Genomic DNA, 12,737 nt, shown 5'->3' with positions numbered 1-12,737 from the left:
CCCCAGCCGATCGGCAGCGCCCAACCGTGGCAGCAGACGCGCCAGGGCCTCGCGCCGCACCACCGCGTTCTCGGTGAGTTCACCGAAGGCCGCCTGGCGCCAGTAGGGCAGGTGGGCGCTCTCCCCCCGGTCGACCCATTGAGGGTCCGTTGCGATCGAGGACACCCCCACCGCCAGGTCCACGTCGCGCATCACCTCCGAGAGCACCAGCGCCGGCACCTCCGTCAGTGCGACGGGCTCCCTCTCCCCCGCACGGCGGAAGCGGACCTGGTCGGTGCCGCAGTATCGGACGGGGTCGGTCGCGCCCTCGTCGGTCAAGGCGACGTCGAGGTCGGCCCGCCAGGATGCCCCGCTCTCCCGGTCGACGCACAGACGCTCTGCGGTGCCGGCCTCGCCGCCGTGCCGGCCGCCCAACTGGTGGACGCTCCACCCGCGCTCGTTCAGCAGGGCCTTGGCCTGCCCGTACCTGAGGACGTGTGCGGCGTACCGGTTGGAGTAGAGGCGGACGGACCCTTCCGCCGGTGTGAGCAGGTAGATCTCCCGGTAGGCCTGTTTGAAGGGCTGGGCGATCTCCCTGTTGGTCAGGTACTCCCGCCACCGGTGCACCGCCTCCGGATGGCTCCGCACGGGATGCCACAACCGCACCCGCGCGCCATCGTCCACGGTCGCGGTGTGGACGACCTCCGTCCCATCGGGGTCGATCAAGCGCCAGTGGGCCCCGTCGGCCTCGGGCAGTCCGCACGCCCAGGTTCGGCCGTCGTCCCCGCTCACCTCCCACAGCAGCCGTCGGGCGAGCGCCCCGGTGACCGGGTGGTCGAGATAGTGGCGGACCCAGGACGCGGCGTCCCACACCCGGCCCTGGGCCAAGAACCCCTCCAGGCGGACCCGTTCGGCCGCCACCACCTGACGCAGTTCCTTGAGCTCGGCCCGCAGCGCCTTGATCTGGTCGGGGTACGACGTGCGCAGAGCGGCGGGGGGACTCGCGACGGGGCGCCCCTTCGCCGAGACGAAACCCAGAGCGACGCCGCCGTCCGCCTTCAGTACCAGGGTGGCGGGATGTTCGCCCAGCCGGTCGGTCCGGGTCCCGTCCCGGCCCAGGCCGAAGTCGGGGACGGTGCGTTCCAGCAGTTCCTCCCCGGTGATGCCCAGCCGGTCGGCGATCGTGTCCAAGGCCTTGTCGATCACCCTGGCCAGGGTCTTCTTCTTGACCTTCGCACGGACGCGGGCGAGGGTGGCGACCGCCTCGTCGGTGACGCGCGCGGCCAGGACGCGGACGCAGGCGGAGGCCGTGCGTTCGGAGCGCAGCAGCTTGGAGCCGCCCGGTCCGGTTCCGGTGAACACCGCGAGCCGCTCCAGGAGGGGCAGCGGCCAGGTGTCGTCTTCCGAGGCCTGTTCCCGTACCGCCCACACCAGGCCGTTGACGATGTTGTGCACGTGGATCAGGAAGTGGGCCGTGCTCGAACCATGGTGGCCCCTCTCGGCTCGCGGCGTGCGCGACACCACCTCGACCAGGCGCCGCACCACGTCCTGCGCGTCGGGGAGCGCGGCCAACCTGCGCTGAAGCCCTTCGCGCCACTCACGGATGAGCCGGGGTCACCCAAGGGGCTCTCGACCCGAAGGTGGGCTCGGGGCATGGGGTGCTTCCTTTCCTCCGCCGGCGCGGAGCATCGCGTGCCGGGCCACGCTAGCGAAGGAAGCAGACAGCCTCGTGGCGGCCGAGGGTCGAATCGGCCGTCTTCGAGGAATGGGGCTCGCGGTGACCGTCTCCCCCACCCGCCCGGCCTCTCCAACGTGCCCCCGCCCGGAGCCACCTTCACCCGCTTTCCCCGGCCCCCGATGGGGGGACCACTACCGGGCTCACCCATCGCCACCCCTACGCCGTGGCCTGGGCCAGGAGTTCCCGCAGCGCGAGCGGCCCCGATCCGGCACCTACCTCGGCGTCCGTTCGCAGCAACAGCGCGTGCGCCCTTTTCGAACGCACCCGTCCCACCGTGGGCACGACCCTGGTCCGCAACACCTGTTCCACGTCCGGCCAGGCCCGCACTCGGCTCTGGGCGTGCACCAGGTGCGCGGCGTCGTGGAGCGCGCCCCGTTGGTAGCCGGGCGGGCGGCCCCCGAGCGCGAGTTCGAACAGGTCCACGGCCGTGGTCCAGTCCCCGTTGTCGGCGTGGATCATGGCCTCGTGCCAGGAGAGCTCCGCGTCGGTGATCCACCACGTCCACGCCGGGTCCCGTTCCCGGTTCCCTTCTCCCAACCGTGCCCGGGCCCGGTTCAGGGTCTCCACGGCCCGGCCGGGGGTGCCCTCCTGGCCTTGTGCGCGCGCCAGCCGCAGCTCGAACAACCCACGGACCCGGGGAGACAGGTCCTGGGCCAGGACGTGTTCGCACACGGGGCGTGCCTGGTCGGGGCGGCGCTCGTGCGCGTCCAGCATGGCCAGTTGCGACAGGGCGAACAGTTTCGCGAAGTGGTCACCGCCCGCGCGGGAGAGTTGGACCGAGGCGTTGGTCAACCGTCTGGCCAGGGGGAGTTCTTCGGCGTCGAAGGCCAGCCATCCCGCGACCTGCGAGGCCTCGGCGGCGGCCGAGGCCATGTCCTTGTTCCGGGTGGCCAGGACGGCCCGGTGGCAGGTGCGCGCGTTGCGCACCGCCACCGGCAACAGGTCGGCGCCACCGGTCAACTCGTCGAGCGCGATGAGCCCTTTGGTGATGGACCGCACCCGATCCGCCTCGGTGCCGCCCATGGGCCGGTCGGCGAGCGTCTTTGGGTCCAGGGGTAGGACCCGGGCCAACAGGAGCCGGTAGCGCTCGCGGATGGTGCTCCGTCCGGCTTCCCACTCGCGGATGCGCCGGGCCAGGGACTGGGTGGTGGCGGTGGCCTCGGGTCCGGCGGCGCGCACCATTTCCACGGCCAGACGGTGCACGTCCCATCCTGCTTCCATCCGCGCCTGGCGCAGGGCCGTAGCCCAGGCGGGGTGAGTGGTCTTCGGTGAGGTCATGAGCCGATCTTCTCCCACACCGTTGAGGCGACGCCCGTGAACATCCGCATTCGTCCGGGTTTTCCCTCAGTGCTCTTCACCCTGCCCGGCCTGAAGCCGGCACCCAGGCGAAGGCGTGTGGGTGATCGTGCCAGGGGCGACCGAGTGGACCGGGCGTCCGGTCGCCACGAGGAAGGCGCCCAGGGGATCGCGCGCCCGTGACCTCGGGCAGAAATCCACGGAACAAAAGTAATGCACGTGCATTTTCACGCGCATTTCTACCACCCCAGAAGAATCTTCATGCTCATCTTAACCCACGCCTTTTCCGAGCACTTCCACAACAAAGGAAAACTCGACGCACAACACGGCAGCATCGCCACTACCTGCCATTTTGCAGCATGGCCACCCAAGCTCTTTCAGTCACCTCTTCCCACCACAGCGAAAGACAAACCAGACCCAACCGCGATAAATTCAATACCTGAATTGTGATGTCCATCGTGTTATATTCAATGGACGCACCCATACCCCCAAGGTGCGTGGAAGGGCCCATGATGACAGCTCGCCCCTGGGAGGCGGACCCCACCGCGACCATGACACGAAGGCTGGGCAGGTCCCCGGCCGAGTTGGGCAACACGGATCGGGCCAGCGGATGCCCCGACATCTGGGAACTCGACAACGGCGACATCGCCGTGATCGGACGCGACCTGACCGAGGCCTACGTACGACGACTACCGCCGGGTGCCGCCATCGCCGAGGACGAGCGCCTCGTCATCATCCCGCGCAACACCCTGACATCAGCGAAAGCGGATATTCCCGATGCTTGACACCATCGACGGTCTGCCCGGCGACCGTCTGGCGCTCGAACCCTACCTCGACGAATTCGACGCCCGCCTGTCCTCGCTCCGCGACACCGACATCTGGAAACTCGAACGACGGCAGGACTTCCACCAGCCGGAGAGTGAGAGCTGGATGGCGTTCCGCCAGGGGCGAGGGGAGGAATCGCTTCGCCTCTTGGAGAAGAACCGCGCCTCCCTGCGGGGCTCGTTCGCCGAACTCGCCCGTTCGGGATGCACGCTCAGGCGGATTCGCATCGTGGAAAAGCCGTTCACCACATATCTCCTCTGGGAACTGCACTCCCTCCACCTACGAGCCCAGTGCGGGGAGGACGTGCGGGTCCTGTCCCGCGAACCCGTTGAACCGTTCGAGCGAAACGGTCAGGTCCCCGAACTCGTCACCTTGGGAGACACCGTCGCCTACCGGATCCTCTACGACCCCCAAGGCGTGCTCCAGGGCGCGGTGCGATACACCGATCCCGCCATCACCGGCCGATGTCGGGCCGACATCGCCGCACTGCACGAAAAGGGCGAGGACCTGAAGCACTACTTCCCCCGTGAGGTGGCGGGAGCGGAACTCCACCGTGGCCGACCATAAGACCCCCGAAGCCGGAGAAGGACCCGAGGCGAACACCGAGTCGCGGATGGCCAACGTCACCGGACACGCGGTGCAGGCCCGAGAGGTTCGAGGCGGGGTGCACTTCCACGGCCAGGACTCCAGGCCCCACCCCGCCCCCATACCTCGGCAACTCCCCGGTGACGTACACGGGTTCGTCAACCGCCTGGGCGAGATGGACGCGCTCAGTGCCCATCTGCGCGGTGGGGAGGCCGACGATGGATCGCGAGCACCGATCCACGTCATCACCGGCACGGCCGGTGTGGGAAAGACCGCACTGGCCCTGCACTGGGCGCACCGGGTCCGAGAGCACTTCCCCAACGGTCAGCTCTACGTCGATCTGCGTGGGTACGGGCCCGGTCCTTCGATCGAACCCGCCCAGGTGCTGGAGCGCTTCTTGCGCGCACTCGACGTTCCCGCCGAGGCCATTCCCGCCGACCTCGACAGCCGCTCCGCCCTCTACCGGTCCCTCTTGGCCGAGCGACGCGTGCTGATCCTGCTCGACAACGCCGCCACCGCCGCGCAGGTGCGCCCGTTGCTACCCGGGACCTTGGCCTGCGTGGTCCTGGTGACCAGTCGGGACCGGCTCTCCGGACTCGTGGCCAGGGACGGGGCGCGGCGTCTCACCGTGCGTACCCTGGAGCCGGCCGAGGCCGTGGAACTGTTGGAACACGTCACCGAACGCCACCGAGCACGCGATGACCCTCATGAGGTCGCCGAACTGGCCCGGCTGTGCGGAGAACTCCCGTTGGCCCTGCGCATCGCCGCCGAGCGGGCGGCCGGCCGCCCGCACATGCCGTTGGGCGAACTCATCCAGGACCTGCGGGACGAGTCGGCCCTGTGGGACGCACTGGCCACCGATGACGAAGAGGAGGCCGACGCCGTCCGCGCCGTGTTCGCCTGGTCCTACCGAGCCCTTCGGCGGGAGAGCGCGCGCCAGTTCCGACTACTGGGGCTACATCCGGGCCCCGACTTCGACGTGGCGGCCGCGGCCGCTCTGTCCGATCTACCGGTCCGGCGGGCACGCCGTGTCCTGGACTCGCTGGTGGGCGCGCACCTGGTGGAGCAGACCGGCCCCGACCGGTATCGGTTCCACGACCTGCTCCGTTCCTATGCCTTGGATCAGGCACGTCGTGAGGAGACACCGCAACGTCGCCGAGAGGCGTTGGAGCGTCTGCTGACCTGGTACCTGCGCACCGCCGACTCCGCGGCCAGGGTGGTGGCCTCTCCCCTGCGCCACCTCGAACCGTTCTCGGAGCCGGACACCCTCCCCTGCCGACCCGTTCGCGATTTCGCCGACCACGCCGCGGCCCTCCAGTGGTTCGAGACCGAGGGCAAGAACCTGTTGGCCATCACCGAGACCGCCGTTTCCCTCGGGATGGACGAGATCGCCTGGCGTGTGCCCATGGTGTCCAGGCACGTTCACGTGTACCAGGCCTTCCTGGGCGAATGGATTCCCATCACCCTCCTGGGGTTGGGGGCGGCCCGGCGTGAGCAGGAACGAGCGGCCGAGGCCGACCTCTCCGAGAGCCTGGGAATGGCCTATGTGCAATCCCACCGTCGAGAGGAGGGGGTCGCGCACCATCGGCACGCTCTTCGGTTGCGACAGGAGGACGGTGACCAGCCGGGGGTGGCCATGTCACTGAACTCCCTGGGCCTGGCCCACCTACGAGAGCACCGGTTGAAGGAGGCGCGCGAGCACTTCGAGCGAGCCTTGGCGATCCTCAGGCGTCTGGGAGAGCGCCGCTGGGAGGGGATCACTCTGGGCAACCTGGCCGATACGCTGCTCGATTCGGGAAACCCGCGCGAAGCGGTGGCCTTGGCCGAGGAAGCCATCGATATCCACCGCGAGAGCGGCAACAGGATGAGCGAGTTCATCTGTCTGGTCTGTTCGGGTGCGGCTTGGCGGGAACTGGGGCGACTCGAGCGCGCGCTGTCCTGTACGCAGCGCGCGCTCGACGTCGCCCGAGAGTTGGACAACCTCGTGCGGGAGGGGTTCGCGCTCTTGGAACTCGGCAGGATCCGAGTGCGGCTGGGCGATTTCGAGGAGGCTCTCAGCGTCTACCACGAAGCGGCGAGTCTGCACCGCCGGATCGGTGACCAGGTGCGCGAGGCCGAGGCGTTCGAGGGGGTGGGCGAGGTCTACCGAGCGCTGATGCGACCAGGCGAAGCCGCGAAGTTCTATCGGCAGGCGGCCAAGGGGTACCGCAAACATCGGGATCGGTGGAAGCTGGCCGTGTGCCTGGAGCGATCGGCTTCGGCCATGGCCGACACCGGCGACTTCGAGACCGCTCGGGAACAGTGGCGCGAGGCGTTGGCCGCCCTGGAGGGTTTCAGCGATCCCAGGGCCGAGCGACTACGCGAGCGGATCATCGCCGTTTCCTGAAGCGATCGTCCACCCACTCGCCCTGGTTCACCAAAGCACGGAATCTCCGCTCACATCCAATGGACGTGTCTGAGCGTCGGAACCACGCGGGTGATGGCATACAGAGCAATGGGAGCGATATTCCGCTCAGGGGCGAACAAAGCTCGAAGTTCGTTCTTGGTGCGATCGTTGTCTTGGGCGCCCAAGAGTTCCACTTTGGGTCCAAGAGCAATGATCCCTTGGGCGATCGCGGCTTCAACGAGTTCCTTTCCGCAGATCTCGTGGAGACTTTCGAGGGAGGGTGAGGTCTGCGTTGGCCAATCGTCCTTCCCCGGCCGAACGGTTTTCACGGTCATCCATGAGATCCCTTGCCCTCCAGGGGCCTTATGGATTCCAGCGCGGCGCTTTCCATGCAGGAGAGCGAGTGCGCGCGGAAGGTCGGCGGACTCGGATTCCGGCATCACGGGCCGTAGGTCTCGTTCTCCGTTCTCCCAGTGGGTGTCTCGAATGACAAGGCTCGCATGACCTTCGATGCCAAAGTCCCAGTCATGGGCCGACCCTGTCGAAAGGTTTTTCTGAGAGGTTTGTCCTTCTACCCGCAGAACCTGAGCAGGAGGAGTGAGGGAAAGTCCCTCACCGAGCACGACAGACAAAGTGAAACACTCCTTCTGGGGGGCATCAGATCTTCAACGATCTAGAAAAGGGGAAAATGTCTGTGCTACGACTCGAACCGGCCTCGATTCGAGTGCGGTGAGACCAGGTCGCGGCTGTCATCGCGTGGATTCAGCAGGTTGCGCCCTCGGTGAGCGGGATGAGGGCGTCACCCCGCCAAGTGCCTTCCTGCGGCCAGATGAGTGCCACTCCGAGGACCCCGGCCAGCGCCGCGGGTGCCCACTCCTGCTGTGGGGCGGCCGATAGGACCAGGCACACCCGGCCGGCGTCCGGCCCTCGGGACCAACGCCCCTCCAGCGCCTCCATGGCGGCTTCGCGCAGTCGCCCGTAACCGGTGTCCGCACCGGGCAGGACCCGGTACAACACCGATTCCTCCTCTGACGCGCAGAACACGTCGCCACCCTCCGGTTCGGTGGGGAGGTGTCCCGCCTTGTACAGGTCCGCCATGAGGCTGTGGCGCAAGAAGCCGGCCGCGCTCTGGTCGTGCGGTCCCCTTCGCCGTTCGATCCCACTCAGGAAGGACCCCAGGTGTTCGGCGGTGGTGGAGCCTTGAGGGCCGCCTTGTGCTGGAACCGGTGGGGTGTGCGCGCTCATCCGCTGTTCTTCCGTTTCTTCGGTGGTGGTTTTCGCGTGGGCGCGTGCGGAGATCCTGGAGGCGACCCCGGATCGGTGCTGCAGCCAACTGCGTTCGGCGTGCACGGTCTGGTAGTCGAGCACGCGAGTCGCGGCGCGGTCCAAGACCAGCCGATAGCCCTGGTGGTCCAAGCACCACGAGCCGTCCGCGCGCCGCATCTGGCGTCCTTGGTCGAGGAAGACCGTGAGCATGGCGCGGATCTCGGCTTGGGCATCCCACGCGTCCGCCCTGTGCAGGACCGCGAATCGGCCACGTGCGCAGGCGTCGATGGTGATGTCCTCCGCTCGCACGCCTTCCTCCAAGCGTGCGGTGGTGTCCGCTCCCGGGGGTGTCTCCAAGACGGAGAACGGTGATTCGGTGAGCGGGGGGTGTTCGGTGCGGTAACCGTCGCATCCCGGTTCCCGACACCATCCATCCAGGGAGCGCGCATGGTTGTCACACCGCCGACCATCGGCGTGGTAGCGAGTGCAGGTGCGTTCTTCCTCCCCGTTCGGTGCGTCGGGGTCGAACAGGCTCTCGGGCAGCGCCTGGGCGTACAGGACCGACAGTGTCTGGGTGCACCGGGTCAGCGCCACGTAGAGCCGCCCGTGCCCTCCGGGCCCCGAACGGGTGATCTCACGGGGCTCCACCAACACCACGTGGTCGAACTCCAGACCGCTGACGGCGGACGCGCCGAGGACGCGGACGTTGTCAGCGGGGAGCGTGGGGTCGGAGTCCAACGCCTGGGTGATCGTTTCCCGGTGGGCGGAGGCGTCGTCGACGATGACGGCCACGGAACGCTGCCCCGCTCGGGCCAGCAGCTCGTGTACGCGCCGAAGCACGCCGTCGACCAGGTCCTCCCGCCCCACCCGGGTCATGGTCAGTTCTCCGGTTCGGGGCGCGCGAAGGGTGGTGGGGAAGGTGGTCGAGTCGGAGGCGGCCACGGCGGCGGGGACGGCGGTGTGCATCACCTGGCTGGGGATCCGGTATCCAAGAGTGAGTTCTTGTTGTTCCCAGCCGTTCGGCAGGTCCAGGTGTTCGAGCAGCGCCGACCAGTCGGGATAGCGGTGCGTTCCGGTGGACTGGGCCAGGTCGCCCAAGAGGGTGAAGGAGCCGCTCGGGCAGCGACGGTCCAAGGCGCGCAGCTGCATGGGGGTGAGGTTCTGTGCTTCGTCGACGACGATGTGTCGATGGCGGCCGGGGGTCTGCCCACTGAGCAGGATTCGCAGTTCCTCCAGGCAGGGTAGGTCCGCTCGGGTCCAGGATTCTTGACTGGCCGGTCCGAGGGCTCGACGGTGCAGGGCCGAGCGCTCGCTGTCGGTGAGGATGCCTTCGGAGGCCCGGGCCAACAGTTCGGTGTCGTCCAGGAGGCGGCGGTACAGGCGGCTCTCGGAGATCTTGGGCCAGGTGGCGTTGATAGGGCCGGCCAGCGAGGCCGTGATGCGCTGGCGCAGGGCCCGGCCTTGGCCGCGAGGGCGGTAGGCGAACTGGTCGATCATGTGGTCGGCGAGCAGGTCGGTGAAGCGCTCTCGGCGGACGTCCAAGGGCTCGTCCAAGTCCCGTGCCTGCTCGAAGAACCGCTGGATCTGAGAGGTGTCCGCGGCCAGGGTGTCGCCATCGATCCGAACGACGAGCCGCCCCTGGTCGAGGAACTTGGCCCAGGCCCCCTCGTTCACCGTGTCGTGGACGGCTCGGCGCAGGACCCGCGCCATGCGGATGTCGGACTTGATCCGGTCCTGTTCGGGGGTGTCGTGGTCGCCGATCCGCCCCGGGCACAGGTCGTCCACTCGCAGCGAGGTCACGCCGCGGGTGCCCAGCGAGGGCAGTACTTCGCTGACGTAGTCGAGGAAGTGCTTGGTGGGTCCGACCACGAGGATCTGCTCGGAAGTGAAGTGGTCGTTGTCCAGCAGCCAGGTGACGCGGTGCAGACCGATGGCGGTCTTGCCCGTCCCGGGCCCGCCCTGGACCACCAGTGCGCCCGGCCGGTCGTGGCAGACCAGGTCGAGTTGGTCGCGGTGGATCGTCTCGACGATGTCGCGCATCAGTCCGTCACGGGAACGGTCGAGCTCCTCGTGGAGGAAGGGGTCCTCGGGCATTCCCGATTCCTGTTCCTTGCGGGCCTTGACGATGGCGGCCACTCTCGCCGGGGAGGGTCTGCCGTCGGCTGCTCCACCGACGTCGCGGACGAGTTCGTCGTGGTAGTCGACCACCCGTTCCCCACGGCAGCGCAGGCGTCGGCGCAGGGTCACCACGCCCTGGTCGTTTCCGCGTTCGCGCCGCCATCTCACGGCTGCGGGGTTGGTCCACTTGACGACGAAGACGGCCCCGTTCTCGTCCCGCACGGTCTTGCGGCCGATGTAGAAGGTCTCGGCCTCGTCCTTCTCGCGCAGGTCCACCCGTTGAATGACGAGCTGGCGGCCGTCGATCCGGTACTGCTCCGCCCAGCGTGTGAACTCCGCGTGCTGATCGACGCCGTCCTTGGCGCTGGCGGCGGCGTTCACCTCGGCGAGCCGTTCGGTCCGCAGGCGTTGTCGTTCCAGGCATCGGTGGGCCCGGTCCACCGATGCCTGTTCTTGCTCGATGATCCGTGCTCGGGCCGTGCTCCCCATGGCCTGGCCTCCTTCGGTGAGGAAGATGCGACGGGCGGTGCCACTGGGGGTCGGCGCCGCACGGGGTCGAAGATCGGGGGGCACACCTATGGCTCATAAGCGTGTACCGATCACAATTCCCAACGAACACACCACATCATATCCCATGTGAACAGAGTCAACCAGTTACTTTCGAGTATTCAGCCGCCGGGATGCCCTCGTGCAGGCGTTTGATCAGCTCGGGGCACTCGTAGGCGTCCAAGATGTCGGTGAAGCGGATCAGCAAGGCCTCGCGCTGCTTGCCGTCCACTTCGGAGAGGAAGACTTCGAGGATGGGATCCGCGGGCTCCGACTCCCCGTTCCCTCCTTTCTCACGGGCCGGGCCTGCTCAACGGTCACCGGTGCTCCCCCCGAAACTGATGCCGCCGTGGATGGTGTCGGCCTGGAAGACCTGCCCACCGTTGTTGGTCCCGACCGAGTTGGCGACCTTGGTCATGGGGGCGGGGCCCTTGCCCGGCGCGACGGGGGCGTTCTCGGGGCCGCCGTCCGAGCCCGACTCATGGATGCCCCCGCTCCCTTCGTCTGATTCGGGGCCCCAGGTGTGGACGGGCAGGAAAAGGTAGCTTTCGGCCTGGAAGTCCTTGTCGGGGACGGTGGCCCTCACCGCGCGCCAACGGGCGGGGGTCAAAGGAGTGAACCCGCCCAGGACGGCGTCCTCGTAGACACGGCGGGAGATGATGGCCGCGACCAGGGTGGCGTCGGGGTCGGTACGTTTCAGTTCGGCCTTGGCCTCTTCGGAGTCGAGCCGACGGTGGAGGTCGATCATCGCCTTGCCCATGGCGTTCTTCGGATCACCGGAGCCATGGTGGGGCAGGGGGCCGACGTCGATGCTCACCCGAAAACGCATCCGTAGTTTCCTGTCGAGGGCGGCCAGGGTCGGCTGGATCGCCTCCAGTTGTCGTTGCAGATTCTCCAGGAAGGGGCTGATGAGGAAGGGCAGGTGTTCGGGGTCGGTGCCGAAGACGAAACCGTCGCCACCGTGCCTGGCGAAGAGTTTCTCCTTCCAGACCCGCTCCATGCCCGAGTCCGCCAGGGCCGCCTCCAGCACCTTCGGAATGAGCTCTCCGATGAACTGCTGATTGCGGTCGGCGGTCCGGCTGAAGTTCTCCATGTCCACGGCCAACAGGGCACGATAGGGCGGAAGTGGCGAGCTCTTGCCGTGCTCGGGCAGATCCAGCTGCATACGAGTCTCCTCCGGGGGTGCGATGGACTGTTCGCGATCAGCATCGCGCGATGTTCTGCGGGGGTTTGTTCACTTTTGAACACAGCGCTTCAGGAGTGAGGCACGGCACCTCGGCCGGGCTCGTCCCCCAAAGCAAGCGCTTCCAGTCGGGCCGGGTCGAGGATGACGACGTACTGACGCCCCGTGCGAATCAAACCCATCTCCTTGAGCCGGGTGTAGGCGTTGTACACGGAGGTGCGAGAGAGCCCGGCGAACCCGCCGATCTCCTGCTGTGGCAAGGGGATCTCCAAGAACCACCCTGGCCCGAGATTTTCGGGGCCATCGGTGAGCGGAGCCGGGATCGGCTCCCCCAACATCGCCGCCAGGTGTACGAGGGCGGCGGGCAGACGCCGTTCCACGGGCAGGCGGGAGAGTTGGACACGGATCTGGTCACTCTCGCTCTGCCGTTTGAACACGCTCTCCCACAGCAGAGGAAGGAGGCCGAGCTCCTTGAGCCGCGCCTGGAAACGTTCGGCCAGCATGTGAACGGTGGCGCCGGTGGACAGGGCCGTCACGCTGGCGTTGCGGGTCAGCCCTCCCCCGGCGAGGGCGGATTCGCCCAGGATCTCACCCTGGGAGCGGAAGGCGAGCGGGGCCGCTGTGCCGTCGGCGTACACCGACTCCACACGAAGGCGACCGTCGAGAACGAGGTGGACGCCCGCGCCCGTCTCGCCTTGGCGCAGAAGGACCTGTCCGTCCCTGAAAGGACTGGGCGGATTCGAGGAGACGAGTCGGTGCCATTGGTCATCGGTGAGCAACCCACCGAAACCGTGTCTGTGCATGGGGGGAGGTCC

At 67.8% G+C, this 12,737-nt stretch carries 10 protein-coding genes (1 of these 10 cut by a window edge); 3 read left to right on the top strand and 7 right to left on the bottom strand.

The annotated features are described in order from the left end of the window. Both D472_RS26320 and D472_RS26315 read right to left on the bottom strand, forming a co-directional pair. A protein-coding gene (locus tag D472_RS26320; RefSeq protein ID WP_449406507.1) for a DUF4132 domain-containing protein crosses the window boundary here: on the bottom strand, positions 1–1,185 show its 5' portion. The gene continues 243 nt to the left of window position 1, outside the view; only the first 1,185 of its 1,428 coding nucleotides appear in the window; the start codon lies at positions 1,183–1,185; its stop codon lies off the left edge, out of view. A 688-nt stretch (positions 1,186–1,873) separates the two neighbouring features. Then, positions 1,874–2,995, bottom strand: a complete 1,122-nt coding sequence (locus tag D472_RS26315; RefSeq protein WP_017606849.1) for a hypothetical protein — start codon at positions 2,993–2,995, stop codon at positions 1,874–1,876. Positions 2,996–3,525: 530 nt separating this feature from the next. Here D472_RS26315 and D472_RS0123300 point away from each other — a divergent pair. From D472_RS0123300 to D472_RS0123290, 3 genes are read left to right on the top strand one after another with little or no spacing between them, the layout of a single operon-like run. Next, a complete protein-coding gene (locus tag D472_RS0123300; protein WP_017606848.1) occupies positions 3,526–3,798 on the top strand; it encodes a hypothetical protein in 273 nt (90 codons plus the stop codon). Continuing rightward, entirely contained in the window at positions 3,791–4,405 is a 615-nt protein-coding gene (locus D472_RS0123295) for a DUF6879 family protein (RefSeq protein WP_017606847.1), read from the top strand. Before D472_RS0123300 ends, D472_RS0123295 begins: the two co-directional genes overlap by 8 nt. Positions 4,406–4,451: 46 nt before the next feature. After that, positions 4,452–6,809 (top strand): ATP-binding protein, encoded by a 2,358-nt coding sequence (locus tag D472_RS0123290; RefSeq protein ID WP_026117999.1) that lies wholly within the window; start codon positions 4,452–4,454, stop codon positions 6,807–6,809. 50 nt (positions 6,810–6,859) lie between these two features. Here the strand turns inward: D472_RS0123290 and D472_RS28340 are convergent, their stop codons facing one another. The 5 genes from D472_RS28340 to D472_RS0123265 form a co-directional block, all read right to left on the bottom strand. Further along, positions 6,860–7,144: a hypothetical protein gene (locus D472_RS28340; protein ID WP_152448051.1), complete on the bottom strand. Its 285-nt coding sequence runs from the start codon at positions 7,142–7,144 to the stop codon at positions 6,860–6,862. Positions 7,145–7,571: 427 nt separating this feature from the next. Further along, positions 7,572–10,682, bottom strand: coding sequence for a HelD family protein (locus D472_RS0123280; RefSeq protein ID WP_017606844.1), 3,111 nt, complete (start codon positions 10,680–10,682; stop codon positions 7,572–7,574). A gap of 157 nt (positions 10,683–10,839) precedes the next feature. Continuing rightward, positions 10,840–10,971, bottom strand: coding sequence for a hypothetical protein (locus D472_RS29360; protein WP_017606843.1), 132 nt, complete (start codon positions 10,969–10,971; stop codon positions 10,840–10,842). A gap of 78 nt (positions 10,972–11,049) precedes the next feature. Then, positions 11,050–11,904, bottom strand: coding sequence for a hypothetical protein (locus D472_RS0123270; protein ID WP_017606842.1), 855 nt, complete (start codon positions 11,902–11,904; stop codon positions 11,050–11,052). Positions 11,905–11,993: 89 nt separating this feature from the next. Next, positions 11,994–12,725 (bottom strand): Crp/Fnr family transcriptional regulator, encoded by a 732-nt coding sequence (locus D472_RS0123265; RefSeq protein ID WP_017606841.1) that lies wholly within the window; start codon positions 12,723–12,725, stop codon positions 11,994–11,996. Positions 12,726–12,737 lie beyond the last annotated feature (12 nt).

It is taken from the genome of Nocardiopsis alkaliphila YIM 80379, from assembly GCF_000341005.1.
In the GTDB taxonomy this organism is placed as follows: Bacteria; Actinomycetota; Actinomycetes; order Streptosporangiales; family Streptosporangiaceae; genus Nocardiopsis; species Nocardiopsis alkaliphila.
The sequence above is the reverse complement of the archived record's forward strand: the minus strand, read 5'-3'. Positions and strand labels throughout refer to the sequence as shown.